At 69.9% G+C, this 20,415-nt stretch carries 19 protein-coding genes; 12 read left to right on the top strand and 7 right to left on the bottom strand.

The genetic code is table 11. The features are described 5' to 3' along the window. Positions 1-489 precede the first annotated feature (489 nt). Positions 490-1,176 carry a M23 family metallopeptidase gene (locus tag AB8M46_RS15650; RefSeq protein WP_037332518.1) on the top strand — a complete coding sequence of 229 codons (687 nt, stop codon included), beginning with the start codon at positions 490-492 and terminating at the stop codon, positions 1,174-1,176. Between the two features lie 676 nt (positions 1,177-1,852). On the opposite strand, the gene pcrA is transcribed toward AB8M46_RS15650, so the two are convergent. Next, the gene (gene pcrA, locus AB8M46_RS15645) at positions 1,853-4,261 is read right to left on the bottom strand and encodes a DNA helicase PcrA (protein WP_037332520.1); all 2,409 of its coding nucleotides are present in this window, start codon (positions 4,259-4,261) and stop codon (positions 1,853-1,855) included. 90 nt (positions 4,262-4,351) lie between these two features. Here pcrA and AB8M46_RS15640 point away from each other — a divergent pair, with 90 nt between their 5' ends. From AB8M46_RS15640 to AB8M46_RS15610, 7 genes are all read left to right on the top strand, one after another. Continuing rightward, a complete protein-coding gene (locus AB8M46_RS15640; protein ID WP_394360561.1) occupies positions 4,352-4,771 on the top strand; it encodes a DUF1707 domain-containing protein in 420 nt (139 codons plus the stop codon). Positions 4,772-4,942: 171 nt separating this feature from the next. Then, positions 4,943-5,230, top strand: coding sequence for a chorismate mutase (locus AB8M46_RS15635; RefSeq protein ID WP_016331191.1), 288 nt, complete (start codon positions 4,943-4,945; stop codon positions 5,228-5,230). Between the two features lie 152 nt (positions 5,231-5,382). Continuing rightward, on the top strand, positions 5,383-5,688 hold the full coding sequence (locus AB8M46_RS15630) for a hypothetical protein (RefSeq protein WP_037332522.1): 306 nt from the start codon (positions 5,383-5,385) through the stop codon (positions 5,686-5,688). A gap of 635 nt (positions 5,689-6,323) precedes the next feature. Beyond that, positions 6,324-7,256 (top strand): hypothetical protein, encoded by a 933-nt coding sequence (locus AB8M46_RS15625; protein WP_394360560.1) that lies wholly within the window; start codon positions 6,324-6,326, stop codon positions 7,254-7,256. A gap of 255 nt (positions 7,257-7,511) precedes the next feature. Continuing rightward, positions 7,512-8,357, top strand: coding sequence for a hypothetical protein (locus AB8M46_RS15620; protein WP_037332523.1), 846 nt, complete (start codon positions 7,512-7,514; stop codon positions 8,355-8,357). Between the two features lie 219 nt (positions 8,358-8,576). After that, the gene (locus AB8M46_RS15615; RefSeq protein WP_394360559.1) at positions 8,577-10,205 is read left to right on the top strand and encodes a serine/threonine-protein kinase; all 1,629 of its coding nucleotides are present in this window, start codon (positions 8,577-8,579) and stop codon (positions 10,203-10,205) included. A gap of 13 nt (positions 10,206-10,218) precedes the next feature. Further along, the gene (locus AB8M46_RS15610; RefSeq protein WP_378420476.1) at positions 10,219-11,262 is read left to right on the top strand and encodes a serine/threonine-protein kinase; all 1,044 of its coding nucleotides are present in this window, start codon (positions 10,219-10,221) and stop codon (positions 11,260-11,262) included. Here AB8M46_RS15610 and AB8M46_RS15605 read toward each other — a convergent pair. Together AB8M46_RS15605 and AB8M46_RS15600 are read right to left on the bottom strand one after the other, a co-directional pair. Next, on the bottom strand, positions 11,259-11,927 hold the full coding sequence (locus AB8M46_RS15605) for an alpha/beta hydrolase (RefSeq protein ID WP_394360558.1): 669 nt from the start codon (positions 11,925-11,927) through the stop codon (positions 11,259-11,261). The genes AB8M46_RS15610 and AB8M46_RS15605 overlap by 4 nt on opposite strands. 70 nt (positions 11,928-11,997) lie before the next feature. Next, positions 11,998-12,930, bottom strand: a complete 933-nt coding sequence (locus AB8M46_RS15600) for a LysR family transcriptional regulator (protein WP_394360557.1) — start codon at positions 12,928-12,930, stop codon at positions 11,998-12,000. A gap of 101 nt (positions 12,931-13,031) precedes the next feature. On the opposite strand from AB8M46_RS15600, the gene AB8M46_RS15595 reads away from it, so the two are divergent. Both AB8M46_RS15595 and AB8M46_RS15590 read left to right on the top strand, forming a co-directional pair. Continuing rightward, entirely contained in the window at positions 13,032-13,973 is a 942-nt protein-coding gene (locus AB8M46_RS15595; protein WP_125732239.1) for a DMT family transporter, read from the top strand. Next, positions 13,970-14,314: a hypothetical protein gene (locus AB8M46_RS15590; protein ID WP_037332532.1), complete on the top strand. Its 345-nt coding sequence runs from the start codon at positions 13,970-13,972 to the stop codon at positions 14,312-14,314. The genes AB8M46_RS15595 and AB8M46_RS15590 overlap by 4 nt, the downstream gene beginning before the upstream one ends. Positions 14,315-14,391: 77 nt before the next feature. On the opposite strand, the gene AB8M46_RS15585 is transcribed toward AB8M46_RS15590, so the two are convergent. Genes AB8M46_RS15585 through AB8M46_RS15575 form a run of 3 tightly spaced genes read right to left on the bottom strand, consistent with a single transcriptional unit; the run spans position 14,392 to position 16,837 of the window. Beyond that, entirely contained in the window at positions 14,392-14,766 is a 375-nt protein-coding gene (locus tag AB8M46_RS15585; RefSeq protein ID WP_037332534.1) for a DUF4345 domain-containing protein, read from the bottom strand. Continuing rightward, positions 14,767-15,474, bottom strand: a complete 708-nt coding sequence (locus tag AB8M46_RS15580; RefSeq protein ID WP_085939730.1) for a response regulator transcription factor — start codon at positions 15,472-15,474, stop codon at positions 14,767-14,769. A gap of 7 nt (positions 15,475-15,481) precedes the next feature. Continuing rightward, a complete protein-coding gene (locus tag AB8M46_RS15575) occupies positions 15,482-16,837 on the bottom strand; it encodes a PspC domain-containing protein (RefSeq protein WP_378420482.1) in 1,356 nt (451 codons plus the stop codon). Between the two features lie 111 nt (positions 16,838-16,948). Here AB8M46_RS15575 and AB8M46_RS15570 point away from each other — a divergent pair, with 111 nt between their 5' ends. Both AB8M46_RS15570 and AB8M46_RS15565 read left to right on the top strand, forming a co-directional pair. Continuing rightward, entirely contained in the window at positions 16,949-18,220 is a 1,272-nt protein-coding gene (locus AB8M46_RS15570) for a PspC domain-containing protein (RefSeq protein ID WP_394360556.1), read from the top strand. Further along, positions 18,213-18,455 carry a hypothetical protein gene (locus tag AB8M46_RS15565; protein WP_125732231.1) on the top strand — a complete coding sequence of 81 codons (243 nt, stop codon included), beginning with the start codon at positions 18,213-18,215 and terminating at the stop codon, positions 18,453-18,455. The genes AB8M46_RS15570 and AB8M46_RS15565 overlap by 8 nt, the downstream gene beginning before the upstream one ends. A 294-nt stretch (positions 18,456-18,749) precedes the next feature. Here the strand turns inward: AB8M46_RS15565 and guaA are convergent, their stop codons facing one another. Further along, a complete protein-coding gene (guaA, locus tag AB8M46_RS15560) occupies positions 18,750-20,306 on the bottom strand; it encodes a glutamine-hydrolyzing GMP synthase (RefSeq protein WP_394360555.1) in 1,557 nt (518 codons plus the stop codon). Positions 20,307-20,415 lie beyond the last annotated feature (109 nt).

Raw genomic sequence — 20,415 nt, 5'->3', positions numbered from 1 at the left:
GGGTAAGGACCCTTCAACACCGTCGGGCAACCGGTTATTTCCCTCGTTCGCCCCCTTTCCGGCCGCCCGGTACCCCCGAACGGCCCTTCGAACCTGTAACGCAAGTCACACGGTTGTGAGTAAACCTGGTTTAACTTTGGGTAATCCCCACTGGACAACGGCCAGATCTCCGTCGCCCGATCGGCCGAGAGCGCCGTCAGATCTTGCTGACCGGGGTGCCGCTTCGTTACTGTCCCGGGGTCCCCATTACAGTCAGATCACGAATGAGAGCACCGAACGAACCACCCCCGAGGTCGTTCACCGGGATCCCCCGCCCGGGCTCTTGATCCGACTCCCCGAACTATGGAAGGCCCCGTCTTGGCTTCACACCGCTCCCCCGGCGGCCAAGCTCCTTCCCCGGCGCTCGAGAACGCACTCGATGGTGCGGTCGTTCGCGTCCGGGGCTCGCACCGCCTGTCGCCCCCGTCCTCGGCCCTTCGTGGCCGTGTCGTGGTCGCAGCCGTCGCTGCCGGCGCCTTCGCGGCCGCCGCTGCCGGGCAGACCCTGAAGTCCGTTTCGGAATCCTCCGACGCCGCCGTCACCCCGCTGGCCAGCACCCAGGACGCGAGCGCCTCGTTCGCCCTCGGTGGCGGAGCCGGTGGTGGCGCCCCCGAACTGCTGCCGACGAGCCAGTCGACGAACGCCTCCGCCGAGGCCCAGAAGCTCTCGGACAACAACAGCATCACCCAGGCCCGCGTGAAGCGTGAGGCCGAAGCGGCCCGCAAGGCCGAAGAAGAGGCCAAGCGCCCCAAGACCTGCATGCCGACCAAGGGCACCTTCACCTCGGGCTTCGGTGCCCGGTGGGGCACGAGCCACCTCGGCATCGACCTCGCGGCCCCGATCGGCACGCCGATCGTCGCGGCTTCCGACGGCACGGTCATCGAAGCGGGCCCCGCCAGCGGTTTCGGCCTCTGGGTCAAGGTCCAGCTCGCCGACGGCACCGTCCACGTCTACGGCCACATGAACTCGTTCTCCGTCCGCGAAGGCCAGAAGGTCAAGTGCGGCGAGGAGATCGCCGAGGTCGGCAACCGCGGCCAGAGCACCGGCCCGCACCTGCACTTCGAGGTGTGGCAGAACGGCACGAAGAAGATCGACCCGCGCCCGTGGCTCGCCGCCCGTGGCGTGAACGTCGGCTGATCGAGCCCCGCTCTTCCCCGCAGCACCTTTTCTCACCACACCGGTGATCCCGTCCGTGACGAGGGCGCGCCGGGCAATGACGCTCAGGCGCGCCTCCAGGACCTCCGCTTCCCCCATCGCGGGCATCACGAAGCGTCGTAGGTCCTCCGGTACGGAGCCCGAGTGATTTTCCGGGCTCTCAGAGCCCTCAGGCGACGCCGTCCGGCAGCTTCCGGACGAAGTACCCCACGGCGATCTGCCAGACCGTGCAGAGACCGGCCGGGCGCCGTTCGATCGGCCGCCATCCGGCGAAAAGTCTCCGAGACGGAGATCGGCACCCGGCTGGCCGCGGCCCGAACAGCCATCGCCGCGCGTGCCCGCATACGACACACCGTCCGGCCCCGTCCGGTTCGTGTGTCCGCAGTAACGCGCGCCAGGCCGCGACCAGCCTGAGCACTTCCGGCGGTTCCGGACCCCGATCCGGTCCCGCCCCTTCTTCAACACCCCGCAAGTACTCGAGTACCCCACTCGAGAGAACCTGAAACAGCACCCCGTCCACACCGTGCGCCCCCTCCCCAATTCGGGGCACACCGGCTTGTCCAGCATACCCCAGCGCATCGAACTCGTGTTCGACGACACAGGTATACGGGAAGGGTCCGACAGTTTTCGGACGCGCGGGGAAAACCGCAGGTCAGGGCTAGAGTTTGACCATCGGGACGCTGCCGATCAGCATCAGCCGGACCTTGCCGGCGGCACCGAAATCGATCGTCGCCGTGGCACGCGGGCCCGCGCCGTCGCAGGCGACGACCGTGCCGAGCCCGTACTTGTCATGGCTGACCCTGTCGCCGACGTCGAGTTTGAGCGCGACGGTGTCCTTCCAGCCCTTGCCGAACGGACTCGTGCTCGCCGCCCGTGACGACGAACCGCCGCCACCGCCCCGGCTGCCCCAGGTCGTCGCGGCACGCGGCGATCCGCCCGACGAACCGAAACCACCGGAGGAAGAGGAAGGCGCGAGCCTGCGCCAATCCACCAGATCGGCGGGAAGCTCGTCGAGGAACCGCGAAGCCGGGTTCATCTGCGGCTGGCCCCAGGCAGAGCGCACCATCGAACGGGAGACGTACAGCCGCTTCCTCGCCCGCGTGATCGCCACATAGGCGAGCCGGCGTTCTTCGGCCAGCTCGGTCGGGTCACCGAGCGCGCGCATATGCGGGAAGATCCCGTCCTCCCAGCCCGTTCCGAAGACGACCGGGTACTCCAGGCCCTTCGCGGTGTGCACGGTCATCAACGTGACCACGCCCGCGTCGTGCCCCTCGCCGTCGTCGCCGCCGTCGGGCGACGGGACCGAATCCGCGTCGGCCACCAGCGAAACCCGCTCCAGGAACGCGGGCAGCGAGCCCGGCTCCGGCACACCCGGGTCCGCCTCCGGCAGCTCACCGTCTGGACCGGCGACCTCCGCGGTGAATTCGGTGAACTCCCGCGCGACGGTGACGAGTTCCGTCAGGTTCTCCACCCGTGACGCATCCTGCGGGTCGTCGGACTCCTCGAGTTCGGCGCGGTAACCCGTGCGTTCCAGGACCGCTTCGAGGATGTCGGCGACTTCGGCGCCGCTCTCGACGACCTCGCCGAGCTCGTCCATCAACTCGACGAAACCGGTGATCGCCTTGGCGGAACGCGGGTTCAGCAGCGGCACCTCACCGCTGACGGCACCGCGCAGCGCCTGCGCGAACGAGATGCGCTCACGTTCGGCGTACGTCGCGATGACGGCTTCGGCGCGATCCCCGATGCCGCGTTTGGGGACGTTGAGGATACGGCGCAGGCTGACCGTGTCCTCCGGGTTCGCCAGCACCCTCAGGTACGCGAGCATGTCGCGGACCTCGCGCCGCTCGTAGAACCGCACCCCGCCGACGACCTTGTACGGCAGGCCCAGGCGGATGAAGATCTCTTCGAAGACACGGGACTGGTTGTTGGTGCGGTAGAAGACGGCGACGTCGGAGTAGTCCGCTTCGCCCTTGTCCGCCAGCGCGTCGATCTCGCCCGCGACGAACGCCGCCTCGTCGTGCTCGTTGTCCGCGACGTAGCCGACGATCTTCTCGCCGTCGCCCGAGTCGGTCCACAGCCGCTTCGCGCGCCTGTTCGGGTTTCGCGCGATGACCGCGTTCGCCGCGTTCAGGATCGTCTGGGTCGAGCGGTAGTTCTGTTCCAGCAACACGGTCCGCGCGTTCGGGAAGTCGCGTTCGAATTCCTCGATGTTGCGGATCGTCGCCCCGCGGAAGGCGTAGATCGACTGGTCCGCGTCACCCACGACGCACAGTTCGGCGGGCTCGATCCCGGCCTCGTTCGTCTCGGTGCCGACCAGTTCGCGGACCAGCGTGTACTGCGCGTGGTTCGTGTCCTGGTACTCGTCGACGAGCACGTGCCGGAAGCGCCGCCGGTAGTACTCGGCGACGTCCGGGAAGGTCTGCAGGAGTTCGACCGTCCGCATGATGAGGTCGTCGAAGTCGAACGCGTTGGCCTGGTTCAGCCGCCGCTGGTACTCGACGTACACCTCGGCGACGCGGCGTTCGAGGTCGTTGCCCGCGTCGGCGACCGCCGTCTCCGGATCGATCAGTTCGTTCTTGAGGTTCGAGATGTGCACGGCCAGCGTGCGCGCCGCGTACCGCTTCGGGTCGATGTCGAGATCGCGGGCGACGAGGGTGATGAGCCGCTTCGTGTCGTCCGAGTCGTAGATGGAGAAACTCGACGACATCTCCAGCGTTTTGGCCTCACGGCGCAGGATCCGCACGCACATGGAGTGGAACGTCGACACCCACATGGCGTTCGCGCGGCGGCCGACGAGGTCGCTCACCCGCTCCCGCATCTCCGCGGCCGCCTTGTTGGTGAACGTGATCGCCATGATCTGGCCGGGGTGGACGTCCCGCTCGGCCAGCAGGTACGCGATCCGTCGGGTCAGCACCCGGGTCTTGCCCGAACCCGCGCCCGCGACGACCAGCAGCGGCGAGCCCGCGTGGGTCACGGCTTCGCGCTGTGCCGGGTTCAGGTCGTCGAGCAGATCCGAGTGCCGGGGCTTGGCCGGACCGTCCGCTGGGAGATCGAAGAGGGTGTTCATCGCCGGTCCACGCTACAGCGCCGGGCGTAGGCGGTGTTGCCGCCTGCCGTCCGACGCGCGGACGGTGTTCGCGGCGGAGGATCGGATGCCATGGACACCAACGGAATTCCCTCCAGGCTCAGGGCCGCCGACGCCGACCGTGAGCGGGTCGCCACCCGCATCCAGGCCGCCGGCGGTGAAGGACGGCTCACTCTCGAAGAGGTGGAAGACCGGCTGAGCGCTGTGTATTCCGCCAAATACACGGAAGACCTCGCCGCGCTCACCTCGGATCTGCCGGAACCCGCCCCGAAGCGGCGGCCGATCGTCCTCGGCCATCCGGCGGTGCGGGTCCATCTCGCGATCGCCGTCGCGCTTTCGGTGCTGTTGACCGTCCGCTGGGTCGCCTCCGGGGTGCCGTTCTTCTGGCCGGCGATGCCCATGTTCTGGCTGGCCATGAGCGTCCTCGTGCACGCGCGTGTCCGCGGAGCGCGCCGTCGCTTCCGGCCGGAGGGCGGCGCCGCTGTGGCATAATGACCGGCATGCGGCACCACGCGACGCGATTTTTTTACGGGACCCGGACTCCGGCTCCCGTGATCGCATAGTGCCGCCATTGCCATCACCCGAAGCCCCGGAGTCCACGGACCCCGGGGCTTTACGCTGTTCCGGGGGCCAGCAGGGAATCCGGACCGAAGAAAGGTCCCGATGAACACCACACAGAAGCCGGACGCCGAAGAACCCACCGCCACAGCCGAAGAGATCGGCGAACTCCGCAAGGAGATCGACTTCCTCGACGGCGAGATCCTGCGGCTGGTCAAACGCCGCGTCGAAGTCTCGAAGACGATCGGTGCGGCCAGGATGGCCGCGGGCGGCACCAGGATCGTCTACAACCGCGAGATGGACGTGCTCGCGCGCTACCGCGAACTCGGGCCGGAGGGCCGGCAGCTGGCGATGGCGCTGCTCAACCTGGGGCGGGGCAGGCTGGGGCGGTAGGTGGTAGCAAAGGTCCCTTGCTCCCCCACGACGCACCCGGATCGCGTTTAGCGGGCTAAACGCGATCCGGCCACGTCACGATCCTGCGGCGTGAGGCGGAACTCAGGGTGTTCCCCGAGCCACGACGGCGCGGGACCAGGCAAACTGGACACATGATTAACCTCATCGCCGTGATCATCGCGATCGCCGGTGTCCTCGCGGCATTGGGCCATGTCGGTTATCTCGCCATGCTGAACAACGCGGCGGGTAAGCGCGCCGGTGGCACTCCCGTCGCCCAGTACGTCAAGACGCGCTGGCCGATCGCAGCGGGTACCACCGCGGCTTCGCTTTTCGCCTGGCTGCTCACGAGTGGGGGAACGCCGCTCGACATCATCGCGATTTTGCTTGCAGCGGGTAGCGGGATCACCGCCACGAAAGCCCTGCAATCGACCCAGCAGAAGTACCGCAGCGGCAACTGAGCGACCCCACCAGCGCCGATAGCACAGCGTTACGTCACCGAGGCCCGTTCGGCCGCGCCCGACCGAGTGAAACATCTGCAACTTGCAGAGTGGGTGAAGACTTGCGGGTGTCGAACTTTTAGTGTGGACCTCGTGAGGACCCTTGCGTCTGGGTCGGGCGATGCCCGCATGGCGCGCGGGGGCGACGGCCCCGCGCGCCCCCAGTCGTATGCGCGTGCATTTGCTCACGAGACTGCCCGGGAGTCTGCAAGCGAGGGATCCCGTGAAACCGCTGCTCCGTTCGGCTTAACCGGTGTCACATCGCCGTCAGGGTGGGCCTGTGAGGGGGTCGCTCGGACATGAACGGCTGGGCGGAACACCAGGGACGCAACGGCACCACACAGACAGGTCGTCACCGGGCGGGCGGCACCGAGAGCTGGACCCCACCCGTGCCGCCGAGGCGGCAGCGCCCGACCGGGCACGGGCATCACGCGCACCGCGAGTTCGCCCCGCCTTCCACCGGTTCCCTTCCCTTGCCGCCACCGCGGAACAGGAGGGCGCCGAGCCCCGGCTACGCCCCATCGAGCGGCCTGCTGCCGCTCCCCCAGCCCGCTCGCGAAGTTCCCGTAGAGCGCCCAGCCCGCGTCGAGGTCTCGTTGACCGAACCCACCATGACGCCCGTCGAGGAGCGGCGCGCGAAAGCCGCCCAGCGCACGAAGGTGACGCTGACCGCCCCCTCCCCCCGCCGTCCCGAGCCGGCGGAGATCGACGACAGTGACGTCCGTGTCTACATCGCCCCGCCCGTCGACGGCCTGAGCACCTTCGACCTCGGCTCGGTGCCCGCCTCCGTGACCCCGCCCAAGACCTGGCGCAAGGCCGCCTGGTTCGCGGCCGCGGCGTCCGCGCTGGTCGTGGTCGGCCTGCTCTTCGCCGGTTCGTTCCTGGTCGGCAAACCCCTCCCCGAGCAGCAGAGCCAGGGCGGCTGGCCCGGCTACCGCGGCGGCAGCCCGCTGTCCCAGGACGGTCTCGCCGGCAATCCGACCACCCCGCCGCAGGGTGGCGCGGCGGGCAACCCGTCCGAAGCCGAGACCGACTCCTCCACAAAAGACGACCGGAGTTCCAGCAACTCCGGCACCTCGTCGGACAGCGACGACACCGGGACCGGCTCGTCGCGGCCCGACTCGGGCGGACCGGTCACCTCCGGGCCCGCGCCGTCGTCGAGCGACCGGCCGCAGAAGCCGCCGGTCGTGCCCGCCGACCGGACCACGACCACGGCCCCTTGGTACAAGGAGCAGTCGGACCCGCAGGCGATGGGCGACAACACCGAGCTCTTCCTCAACTCCGTCACCACCGACCCTCAACAGGCGTCCTCGGTGACCTCGGGCAGCCTGGGCGAAGAAGGTGCTCAGGGCCTCCGTGAGCGCTACGCCGACGTCGCCTACTTCGAGGTGAAGAAGGTCAGCATCGACCAGCGCCGCGGCGTCACGGTCAACACCGTCGAAGTCACCCACAAAGACGGTACGAAGACCATGGAGCAGCGCACGTTCACCTTCGGTGACGACGACAAGATCGTCGACGACGGCATGTAGGCGACCGCGCACGTGCAAGTGTCCTGTTCCTCTGCACGTGCGGTGCGTTGAGCGGTCATCCCTGGTCCGGGTGGGTGACCTAAGCTGCCGTTCGTCGTATCGCGACGGCATTCCGGCGATAGAGCCTGGCCGTGCACCGTCCGCACAGGGTTACCTGACGACTGCAGGGTCCGCACCGTTCAGAAGACGGCCGCGCGGACCAAAGGCACCGGCCGAACGGCCCAGTGCCTGCCCCGGACCAGAGCGAGGAATTTCGTGCTTGATCGACAGCGCATACGGCGTGAGGACGCCGTACGTGTCGAGGACGTCATCCCGGAAGAGATCCTGAACGACACCCGCGTCGACCGCGAGTATCTCGAGCAGGTCTTCCGCGAGCCGCAGAAGTTCGTACCCGCGCGCACCCGTGAAGAGCCCGCACCCCGGCCCGAGCCCGAAGAGGACGAGCCGGAAAGCCGCGCCGCCCGGCGGGCCAAGCTGGCCGGACTGGTCGCCGCCGGACTGCTGGTCGCGGGCGCCGTCGTCACCGCGGGCGTGCTCGCGGGCGCCCAGCGGGAAGGCACGGTGCCGCGCGCCACCGCGCCGGAGACGATGAGCGGAGCCGCCGCGCTCGGCGGACTCGCCGTCCCGGACGCCACGGAGCCGCAGCGGAAGCAGGAGACGCCGGCGACGTCGGGCACCAGCTCGAAGGCCCAGCCCTCCTCGGGCACCGGTTCGGGCTCGCTCCCCCGGCCGAGTTCCCCGGCGGGCAGCACGAGTTCTCAGCCTGCCACCAAACCGGCCGCGGTCAGCACGGTCGAGGACAAGATCGAAGCGGTCCGGAAGTTCTACCGGACCGTCGACGCCGATCCGTACGGCGCGATGTCGCTGATCACGCCGGTGCTGGCCGAGTCCGAAGCCGGCAGGCTGATCGAGGCCTGGAGTTCGATGGACGCCATCCAGATCCAGGACATCCGCGAACAGGCCGACGGCACCATCCTCGCCGTGGTGACCATGCGCAACCCGGACGGCGGCCTGCTCCGGGTCACGCAGGTACTGGAATTCGCCGACGAGACGACCGGCCTGATCACCGACGCGCGGCTGTTGTCCGCGCAGCACATGTGACGAACACCCCGCGTGTAACAGCCCTCCACCCAGGGCGATCAGAGTGTGCCGCGTGTGTGTGCGCAGAGTGAGCGCCTAGCCTTGTCACGAGTCGGTCTCGGAAAAGCCGGCACACAGACCACTACATGTGCATACGCTCCAACGCTGTGGCGTGCTGAAGGCCGCACCGCGTGCGCGGACGACTCCGCGACGTGAAGACGGAGCCCAAAGGGAGGTCGCGTGAGCGACGAGGGTCGCCTGGTCGCCGGTCGATATCGCATCGCCGGGCGGATCGGCACGGGCGCGATGGGGGCCGTGTGGCAAGCGCACGACGAGGTACTCGGCCGCACGGTGGCGATCAAACAGTTGCTGCTGCAGCCGGGTCTTGAGGCTCACGACGCCGAAGACGCCCGCCAGCGCACGATGCGCGAAGGACGGATCGCCGCGAGACTGCACCACCCGAACGCCATCTCGGTGTTCGACGTCGTCACCGACGACAACGGCCAGCCTTGCCTGATCATGGAGTACCTGAACTCCACGAGCCTCGCCCAGGTGCTGCAGGAGGAGCGGACGCTGCCGCCGACCGAGGTCGCGCGGATCGGCGCGCAGGTCGCGGCGGCGCTGACCGAGGCGCACGCGGTCGGCATCGTGCACCGCGACATCAAACCCGGCAACATCCTGCTGGCGCCCAACGGCACCGTGAAGATCACCGACTTCGGCATCTCGCGGGCCAAGGACGACGTCACGGTCACGAAAACCGGGATGATCGCCGGAACCCCCGCCTACCTGGCGCCCGAGGTGGCCATCGGCGGCGACCCCGGCCCGGAGTCCGATGTCTTCTCGCTCGGCTCGACGCTCTACGCGGCTTGCGAAGGCCAGCCGCCGTTCGGCCTCAGCGAGAACACGCTGAGCCTCCTGCACGCCGTCGCGGCCGGGCAGATCATCCCGCCGCGCCAGTCCGGCCCGCTCGCCAGCGTGCTGGCCGTGCTGCTGCACCCGGAGGTGCGGCACCGGCCCACCGCCGAAGAGTGCGAAGAGCTTCTCGCCGCCGTCGCGCGGGGTGAAACGCCGCTGGGCGGCCCCGCCGACGACACCGTGCTCGCCGCGCCGATCGCGGGCGCGCTCGCCGGTGGCGGCGTGACCCAGGCGCTCGACAGCGAGGCCGCCGGCCACTCGGGTTCGCTCCTCGACGATCAGGCCGCGGCCGGTTCGTACTACAACGACGAGGACGACTACCACCAGCCGCCCGCGTCGGGCTACCCGGAAGACGACTACGACGGGTACGACAACTACGACGAGACGGCGCTGCTGGCCGAACGCGGCCACCCGGGCGCCGGCCCCGCGCCCACGCGCGCCGTCCCGATCCCCGCGGGCGACTACGACGACGATCCGTACGACGACGACTACGACGACCCGCCACCGCCCCCGCCGCCGCCCACCCGCGCGCAGACCAGCCCGGTGGACGAGGACGACGACGAGAAGCCGGGCGCGTGGAAGAAACCCGCGATCATCGGCGGTGTCGTGGTCGTGGCGCTGGCCGCGCTGGGTTTCTGGCTGCTGAGCCCGAACAACCCGGAGACGCCCGCGCAGGTGGGGAACTCGTCGACGAAGCCGACCCCTTCGGCGACGTCTTCGGCTCCGGAGACGACGGAAACGCCGACGGAGACGCAGTCGGCCGAGCCGCCCAAGGAGACGCCGACCTCGTCGAAGAAGACGTCGAGCAAGGCGAGCCAGACGGATGAGCCGGATCGGCCGACCAGTTCGAAACCGACGAAGACGTCGAGTCCGAAGCCGCCGACGTCGTCAGACGACCCCCCACCGAGCACCACGCCGACTCCTCCAGCGAGTTCGACCCCGGCTGGCGCGTGATCCGAGGATTGCCTTGAGTTCTGAAGGTTCCATCGTCGGCGGCCGATACCGCCTCGACCAGCCCATCGGGCGTGGCCGGGCGGGCATCGTGTGGCTGGCGTTCGACACCCGTCTGCTGCGCACGGTCGCGATGAAGCGCATGTATCTGCCCGTCGGCCTGCCGCCGGACCGGGCGGAACAGGCCAAGGCCGTCGTCGTCCAGGAAGGCAAGGACGCGGCCAAGTTCGAGCACGCCACCGCCATCAAGGTGTACGACGTGCTGCCCGACGGGCCGGACGTGTGGCTGGTGATGGAGTACATCCCGTCCCGCGGGATGGCGGCCTTCCTCGCCGAACACGGCAGGCTCACCGCGGAACAGGCGGCCGGGCTGGGCATCGTGCTCGGCCGCGCGCTGGCCGCGATGCACGAGGCCGGGGTGGTGCACCGGACGGTCGAGCCGGGCACGGTCCTGCTGGCCGACGACGGCGGCGTGAAGCTCACCGACATCGGCATCACCGGTGGCGGCCCGAGTCCGGCGTACCGCGCGCCCGAGGTGGCGCGCGGCGAACCGGCGACTTCGGCGTCCGACGTGTTCTCGCTGGGCGCGACGCTGTACACGGCCGTCGAGGGGGTGCCGCCGTTCGGGGAGGACGGCGAGTCCTCGGAACGGCCGCCACAGACCGCCGGGCCGCTGGCCGGCGCGCTGCGCAAGATGCTGCGGGCGGAGCCGGACGCGCGGCCGACGATGGCGGACACCGTCCGCTCGCTGAACGCGATCACCGAAGGACGGCAGACTGCGTTCATCCCGCCGACCGCCCCCGCGATGCCGACGGTTCCGGCCTCGATGCCGATCCCGACACATCAGCCGTCGCAGCAGCCGGTTCCGCAGTTCCCCCAGCACCAGCCGCAGCAGTATCAGCCGCCGCAGCCGCAGTACGCGCCGCCGACGCAGCAGTACGCTCCCGCCGCGCCGACGGCCACGAAGTCGCCGGACACCCGGAAGTGGCTGATCACGGCGGGTGCCGTGGTGGCGGCGATCCTGATCGGCGTGCTGTTCGCGGAGCTGTTCCTGATTTAGAGCCGCTCGCGGACCAGCGTCGCCAGTTCGACCGGGCGGCTGAGGTACGGGCTGTGGCTCGCGCGCCAGGTCACCGTCGTGTCGCACCGGGCGGCGAAGTGGACGACCATTTCCGGGACGAGCGCCCGGTCTTCGGTGCAGATGACGTACGTGGTCGGGGTGTCCTTCCACGCCGAGCCTTCCGGCGACTCGTCGAAGATCGTGACGGGTTCGGGACGCAGCAGGGTCGTGGCGCGCTCGGCGACGGCGTCCGTGCAGTCGGCGTACATGGCCTCGCGGACGACGGCGAGATCGAGATGGGTCCAGCCTTCATCGTCGAAGATCAAGGGCAGCTGCTGCGGTTCGCGGCCGGTTTCCTCTCTGGTCCGCTCGATCCAGTACTGCGCGGTTTCACCCGGCTCGCTGACGATCGCGGCCAGATAGATCAGATGCGAGGTTCCCTGAAGCCCGCTAGCGGTCAGGCCGCCGAAGGAATGCGCGAGCACCACCGGCGGCTCGGCCGCCTTGTCGACGATTTCCTGGACGGTCCGGGTGGTTTCGGCGATCGGGCGCGCGCCGAGGTCGGGGACGGTGACCTCGGCGCCGTCCCGGCGGAGGCGTTCGACGACGTCGTCGAAATGGGCGGGCTGGTGCCATGAGCCGTGCAGGACGATCAGGGGACGCACGGAAGTCCTTTCGCCGGCGGGAATGTGGCTTCCCCGCCAGGTTGTCGACCGCCCGCGCGGCTGTTCAAGCTCAGCCGGTTTTCGTGCCCACTCGGCCATTCCCGCTTGTCTGTACGGCCCCTTCGCGGATCGCGCCGAGGAATCGCCGCACCGCGGGATGTTCCCTGGCGTGCGCGGCGACGGCCGCGTGGATGGACCGCACCGGATCCGGACGGCGGACCTTGCGGATGGCGACACCGGGATGCGGGGCGCCGAGACCGAGCTCCGGGATCAGCGCGACGCCGAGCCCGGCGGCCACGAACCCTTGTGCCGTCTGGTAATCCTCGGATTCGACGACGTGGTTCGGGGCGAAACCGGCCGCACCGCAGGCGTCGAGCAGGATGTCGCGGCAGGCGCCGGGGAGACCGTCGACGCCGACCCACGGGTCCTCCGCGAGCTCGGCGAGATCGAGGACGCGTTTGCGGGCGAGCCGGTGGTTCCTCGGCAGGATCGCGCGGTACGGGTCGTCGAGGAGGTGGATGTACTCGACGCCCTTGATCCGGGGAGAGCTGCTGGGGAGCACGATCATCGCGACGTCGGCCTTGCCCGACTCGATCTCGGGCATCGAATCGTCGGGCTCGACCAGTTTGAGGTCGAGGCGGACACCCGGGAAGTCCCGGCGCAGCGCGGCGACGGCCAAGGGCACCAGCGACGCGCCGGCGGTGGCGAAGTAGCGGATCGCGAGCCTGCCCGTGCGGCCTTCCTTGAGTTCGGTGAGCGCGGCTTCGGCCTTGGCGAGCTGCGTGCTCAGCGTTTCCGCGTGTTCGGACAGCAGCGAACCGGCGGGCGTCGGGCGCACGCCGCGGCCGACGCGTTCGAGCAGTTCGACGCCCGCTTCCCTTTCCAGGGTGGACAATTGCTGGCTGATCGCGGATGGTGTGTAGCCGAGGTTCCGGGCGGCGGCGGTGATCGAGCCGCTGCTGATCACGGCTCGGAGGACCTGCATGCGGCGGACGTCCAGCATGCTCCGATCGTACAGTTCTTCTTAAGGCTCCCTGCAGTTATTTTCGCTTGTCCTTACGCGTCGGTCCGGCGAAGCTGGGCCAGGCACTAAGGAGGACTGGGGTGGGCGAGACGAAGACCCTGCTGCGGATCGGCGCGCTGGCGCTCATGTGGGGATCGAGTTTCTTCTGGATCAAGCTGGGGCTCGGCGCGTTCACGCCGGTGCAGCTGGTGCTGGCGCGGGTGGCGCTCGGTGCGGCGGTGCTGATCGGGCTCTGCTATCTCGGCCGGGACAGGCTGCCGTCGGGGCGGCGGATCTGGGGACATCTGGCCGTCGCGGCGTTCTTCCACAACGCGCTGCCGTTCCTGCTGTTCGCGTGGGGTGAGCTGACCGTCGATTCGGGGATCACCGGCGTGCTGAACTCGACGACGCCGCTGTGGGTGCTGCTGGCCGCTCCGATGATGGGCGCGCGGACGAGGATGACCGCGGTGCGGGTCACCGGGCTGGTCGTCGGGCTCGCCGGGATCCTGCTGATCTTCGCGCCGTGGGAGGCGTCCGGCCTGCTCAGCTGGGGTGCCCTGGCGTGCCTCGCGGCGGCCGCTAGCTACGGTTTCGCGTTCGTCTACGAGGGCAAGTACCTCACCGGCACCGGTGACTCGCCGATGTCGCTGGCCGGCGGGCAGATGCTGCTGGCGACCGGGTTCCTGCTGCTCGCGATGCCGATGGGCGGCTTCGAACCGGTGCGTCTGAGCGCCGGTGCGATCGTCGCGGTGGTGATCCTGGGGATAGGGTCGACCGGGATCGCGTTCGCGCTGAACTACCAGCTCCTCGCGAGCGAGGGCGCCGTGGCGGCGTCGATCGTCGGCTACCTGCTGCCGGTGGTCTCGGTGCTGCTCGGGGCGGTGTTCCTGGCCGAGCCGCTGAACCTGCGGGTGATCGCGGGGATGGTCGTCGTGCTGGGCGGGGTCGCGCTGACCCGGCTCCGCCCGAGGGAGCAAGGGACCTTTGCTACCACTCCGCAGGTCGAGCCCCCTTTGGCCGCCGTCGACAAGGTCGCGCCATGACGGACACGACGACGCTGTGGCGCCCCACCGGACCCGTCGAGCTCGACCTCGTCCGCGAATCGGGCTGGCGCGAGTGGCCGCCGAGACTGCCGGAGCAGCCCATCTTCTACCCGGTGCTGAACGAGGACTACGCGATCAAGATCGCCCGTGACTGGAACGTGCGCCACGACGGCGCGGGCTTCGTGACACGGTTCGAGGTCGAGACGTCGTTCGTCGAGCGGTACCCCGTCCAGCAGGCGGGCGGGAAGACGATCCTGGAGCTCTGGGTCCCGGCCGAAGACCTCGCCGAGTTCAACACGCACATCGTGGGGAAGATCGAGGTCACCCACGAATTCCGCTGACCTGCGTTTCGCGGGCTGATCGCGACGCGGTGGGGCCTGGGGGCTCGCCGGATCGCGTTTAGCCCGCGAAACGCAGGTCAGGGCGTCAGGGCCGCGAGGACGAGCAGAGCGGCGAGGACGATCTCGACCCAGAAGTAGAGCCAGCTCGGGTAGAACCGCTCGGGCCGTTCCGCGAACCGCGCGACCAGCCGCCCGAAGGCCATCCCGGCGAGCGCGACGGCCACCGCGATCGCGACACCCCGCTGGATCCCGCCGACGTCGAAAGCCGCGAACCCGAGCAGCACCGCGACAGCCACCCCGAAGCCGCCGTAGACGGCCCGCACCTCGGTCCGCGCCGTCGCCGACTCCAGCGAGATGCCGAACGGCCGGATCAGCCGCTTCGGCGCGGCGAGCCCGAGCAGGCCCATGCCCAGGAAGAACACGGCCACCAGGCCGAGGAGAACAGGCGCCACCTAGACGAGACGCCGGTCGGAAGCCCAGCGCGAAAGCTCGTACCGGTTCGAGAGCTGCGTCTTCCGCAGGACGCTCGACACGTGGGTCTCGACGGTCTTCACCGAGATGAACAGCTCCGACGCGATCTCCTTGTACGCGTACCCGCGCGCGAGCAGCCGCAGCACGTCACGCTCCCGCGGGGTCAGCAGGTCGAGATCCGGGTCGCTGATCGGCGCGGAACCCGGCCGGTCGGCGAACGCGTCGAGCACGAACCCGGCCAGCCGCGGCGAGAACACCGCGTCCCCGTCCGAGACCCGCACGACGGCGCGCACGAGCTCCTTCGACGAGATCGTCTTCGTGACGTACCCCCGCGCCCCCGCGCGGATCACGGCGATCACGTCCTCCGCGGCGTCGGAGACCGACAACGCGAGGAACACGACGTCCGGCAGTTCCGGCCGGACCCGGCGCAGCACCTCGGCGCCGCCACCGTCCGGCATATGCACGTCGAGCAGCACGACCTGCGGTTTCGTCCGGGCGATACCCGCGACCGCCTCGGCGACCGAGCCCGCCTCACCGACCACACGGACGTCGTCGGTGATCGAGTCCAGTTCGGTGCGCACACCCGCCCGGAAGAGCGCGTGGTCGTCGACGAGGAAGACCTTGACCGGCTCCCGCGTCTGCTGGTTCTCCGTCACGATGCTCCCTCGCTCGCCCTGTCCCGTGAGCATAGCGACCTCACGCCGCGCCCTTCCCCGCCTTGACCGGCATCTCCAGCTGGACCTCGGTTCCTTCACCCGGTGCGGTACGCAGTTTCAGCTTCCCGCCGTGCCGTTCCATCCGCCCCCGGATGGAATCGGCGAGACCGTGCCGGTCGCTCGGCACGACGTCGGGGTCGAACCCCTTGCCCCGGTCGCGCACGAACACCGTGACCGCCGTCGGCTCGACCTCGGCGTACACGCTGACCTCGTCGACGCCCGCGTGCTTGGCGGCGTTCACGATCGCTTCGCGCGCCGCCTGGACCAGCGCGGTCAGCGGCTCGTTCAGCGTCGCCTCCCCCACGACGACCTGCTGCACCGAGATCGCGAACGCGTCTTCGACCTCGCCGCACGCGGCCGCGAGCACTTCGGACAGCTGACCGCTGACGGCCTCTTCCTCGGTCTTCTTGCTCTTGCCGTACCCCGACGGCCCGTACAGCCAGCCGCGCAGCTCGCGTTCCTGACCGCGCGCGAGCCTGGCGACCTCGCGCGGCGATTCCGCCTGTTTCTGGATCAGCGCGAGGGTCTGGAGGACCGAGTCGTGCAGATGCGCGGCGATCTCGGCGCGTTCGTCGGTGCGGATGCGAGCGGTGCGCTCGTCGGAGAGGTCGCGGACCAGTCGCAGCCAGAACGGGACGGTCAGCACGGCGACGCCGAACAGCGTCGCGATCACGGCGACCAGCGCGAACTTGACCTGGTCGATGCTGCCGCTTTCCAGGACGACGACGCCGATGCCGGTCATCACCAGCGCGACACCGGCGACCAGGCGGATCGCGGCCGACCAGCCCCCGCCGCCGAGGAACGCCGTGGCGACCCCGCCCTTGGCACTGATGCGCCAGCGCCGCCGCTGCGACTCGTCGGCCTCGCGCCAGACGACGGCCGCACCGATCATCGCCAGCGCCAGCGGGATGGCGACCCAGCCGCTGATCAGACCGGTCAGCGTGCCACTGGCGACGGCGAGGCCGACACCCAGCGCGATGAGCCCGAAGGCCTGCTGCTTCTCCTTCGGCGCGGACTTCTCCGGCTCGACCTCGCCGGATCGCTGCTGGACGAACACCCAGAGCAGGCCGTACGCGAGCAGGCCCGCGCCGTTCAGGGCGGCCAGCAACGCGAACGCGATCCGGACCCAGAGCACCTTGACGCCGAGGTGGTCGGCGAGACCTCCGGCGACACCCGCGATGGCGCGGCCGGAACGGCGGCGATACATCTTAGGCGGCTCGAACGGTGCCGGGGACAGGCTGCCGGGAACGGGCACCGGAGGGCGCTCGATGATCGTCGGCTTCACCTGTCCGGCGAGCTCGTCGGTGACGGATTCCTGCACGTTCTCCATGGTCACACGGAGTGGGGTACTGATCCATCGGGGAAACCCCTGACTCTTCCCGCTGGGGGAAACCTCAGGGGAGTTCCCGGATGTGGCGAGGGCCCACCGGGGCGCATTCTTTGTGGCATGAGTGGGAGTGAGACACAGTTTCCGAAGCGCGGCCCCGCAGCCGGCTTCGAGGAGACCGTCAAGGATTTCTGGCGGAGCAGGCCGGTCCGGCCGGTGCACGGCCGCAAGTTCGCCGGCGTCGCCGCGGGCATCGGCTACCGGTACGGCATCGACCCGACCGTGGTCCGGGTCGCGCTGGTCGCCGCGACGGTGTTCGGCGGGTTCGGCGTCTTCGTCTATCTGCTGGGCTGGCTGTTCCTGCCGCAGGAAGGCGACCGCGTTTCCGCGTTCGAGGGCCTGATCGGCCGGGGGCGCGCGTCGAGTTCTCCGGCGTTCGCGGTGCTGCTGCTGATCCTGCTGTTCCCCGGTCTCACCTGGACCTTGAGCGGCGGCTGGATGACCGACGGCACCGGGCTGATCGGTTTCGCGCTGATGGCCGTCGCGCTGTACCTCCTGCACCGCAACCGCGGTCAGTTCAACCGGCCGTCGATGCCCGCTCCGGCCCAGCCCGCCGCCGCGTTCTCGATGGCGTCGGCGTCGGCCGCCTCCGCTTCGACGGCGACCGAGGGCGGCTGGGACCCGCTCGCGGCCGACCCGTCCGCTTGGGATCTGCCGAACGCCTCGCCGTCCGGTGGCATGCCGCCGCAGACCCCTCCGCCGCCGCCCGCGCCGCCGATGCCCCGCCGCCGCAAGTCGAAGATCGGCGCCGCGACCTTCGGGATCGCCGTGCTGGTCGGCGGCGTCGGCACCGTCCTCGGCCTGGACGGCGAGCCGTGGTTCACCATGCAGCACGTCGTCGGGCTCACCCTGGGTGTGGTCGGTATCGGACTGGTGGCCGGTTCGTTCGTGCGGGGCGGTCGCGGGCTGATCGGGCTCGCGGTGCCGCTGGCGATCGCCGGGATGGCGCTGACCACGGTGCCGTTCGAGAGCTTCTCCGTGAAGGGCGGCGTCGGCGACCTGACGGCGACCCCTGTCCAGGTGTCCGAGGTGCTGCCGGAATACCACCGCTCGGCGGGGAACGTCGATGTCGACCTGACCAAGCTGCCGGCGGGCGCTTCGGTGACCACGAAGGTCTCCAGCGGTGCGGGCAACTCGACGGTGCTCGTGCCGGCTGGAGCCGAAGTGAAGGTCTCCTGCGAGACGGGCGCGGGCGACGTCGACTGCCTCGGCCAGTCCCGCTCGGGGGTCGGCGAGGACAGCATCGACTTCACTTCGGCGGGTGACAACGGGCAGAAGATCACTCTGCAGGTCAAGAACGGTGTCGGGAACGTGGAGGTGCGTCGTGGCTGAGTACGACTACGACAACTACGACAGCACGCAGACCCAGGCGACTCAGCCGGCGAAGCGCGGGGTGGACGTCATCACCCTGATCGTCGGGATCGCGACGCTGCTGGTGTCGGGCTACGTCCTCTCGGACGGCTCCACGTGGCTCCCGCAGTTCGACTTCCGGTGGGTCATGGCGGGCGGGGCGATCTTCGTCGGCGTCCTGCTGCTCGCCGCTTCGCTGCGCAAGAGCCGCCGCTAGCGGCGCCGCTGACGCTCCACCCCACTCCGAAGGCCCCGGCCCCTCGCCGGGGCCTTCGCCTTGCTCCGCCCCTCCCGCGCCGACCTGCGTTTCGCGGGCTAAACGCGATCCGACGTCGCCACGGTGCCCACCCCCGCCGACCTGCGTTTCGCCCCCTAATCGCGATCCGGGCCGCGGCGGGTGCCCCAGACCCCAGAACGCAGTTCGCGGGCTAAACGCGATCCGGTCGCCCGGGTGCCCCCAGGACGGACAGATCGCGTTTAGCCCGCGAAACGCAGGTCGGGGCGGGCGCGGTCACTCCCACTCGATGGTGCCCGGCGGCTTGGACGTGACGTCCAGGACCACCCGGTTCACCTCGGCGACCTCGTTCGTGATGCGGGTCGAGATCCGCTCCAGGACCTCGTACGGCAGCCGCGTCCAGTCCGCGGTCATCGCGTCCTCGGACGACACCGGCCGCAGCACGATCGGGTGCCCGTAGGTCCGCCCGTCACCCTGGACACCGACGCTGCGGACGTCGGCCAGCAGCACCACCGGGCACTGCCAGATCTCGCCGTCGAGCCCGGCCGCGGTGAGCTCCTCGCGCGCGATGGCGTCCGCCGCGCGCAACGTCTCGAGCCGCTCGGCGTCGACGGCGCCGACGATCCGGATGCCGAGCCCCGGGCCGGGGAATGGCTGCCGCTGCACGATCGTCTCCGGCAGCCCGAGCTCCAGCCCGACGCGCCGCACCTCGTCCTTGAACAGCAGGCGCAGCGGCTCGACGAGCTCGAACTGCAGGTCGTCGGGCAGCCCGCCGACGTTGTGGTGGCTCTTGATGTTCGCCGCGCCCTCACCGCCGCCGGACTCGACGACGTCCGGGTACAGCGTGCCCTGGACCAGGAACTTGTAGTCGCCCTCGGCCTTGAGGTCGCGCTCGGCCTGCTCGAACACGCGGATGAACTCGCGGCCGATGATCTTGCGCTTCTCCTCGGGATCGGTGACCCCGGCCAGCGCGTCGAGGAACCGGTCGCGCGCGTCGACGGTCACCAGGTTCACCCCGGTCGCGGCGACGAAATCGCGTTCGACCTGGGTGCGCTCGCCCGAGCGCAGCAGACCGTGGTCGACGAACACACAGGTCAGCCGGTCACCGATGGCCCGCTGGACCAGCGCGGCGGCCACGGCGGAGTCGACGCCGCCGGACAGCCCGCAGATCGCCCGGCCGTCGCCGACCTGCTCGGCGATGCGCTTGACCTGGTCGTCGACGATGGACGACGTCGTCCACCGCGGCTTGATGCCCGCGATGTCGTGCAGGAACCGGCGGAGCACCTCCTGGCCGTGCGGCGAGTGGTGCACCTCGGGGTGGTACTGGACGCCGGCGAAGCGGCGCTCGACGTCTTCGAACCCGGCGACGGCGGCGCCGTCACTCGAAGCGGTCACGGTGGCGCCCTCGGGGGCTTTGGTGACGCTGTCGTTGTGGCTCATCCACGCGGGCTGGTTGCTCGGGAGGCCGGCGTGCAGGACGCCGCCTTCACCGGCGACGCGGACCTCGGTGCGGCCGAACTCGCGGATCCCGGTCGGCTCGACGGTGCCGCCGAGGGCCTGCGCGAGCACCTGGTGGCCGTAGCAGATGCCGAGGATCGGCACGCCCGCGTCGACCAGCCCGGGAGCGAGGGCGGGCGCGTTCTCCGCGTACACGCTGGAAGGACCACCGGAAAGGATGATCGCGGCGGGGTCCTTGGCGAGGATGTCCTCGGCGGTGGCGGTGTGCGGGACGACCTCGGAGTAGACCTGCGCCTCACGCACCCGGCGCGCGATCAGTTGCGCGTACTGCGCCCCGAAGTCCACGACGAGTACCGGACCGGTGGGACTGGGCACCTGAAACCTCCAGATCAGAGCAGTACGCTTCCCCACCATCGTCCCAGGTGGGCCCGGTCACCCCGCCGCCAACCCCCTCACGATTCAGGACAGCGGATGACCGCGACGC

The sequence above is a fragment of the Amycolatopsis sp. SB7-3 genome (assembly GCF_041021335.1).
Classification (GTDB): Bacteria; Actinomycetota; Actinomycetes; order Mycobacteriales; family Pseudonocardiaceae; genus Amycolatopsis; species Amycolatopsis japonica.
This window is presented reverse-complemented; position numbering and strand designations above follow the sequence as displayed.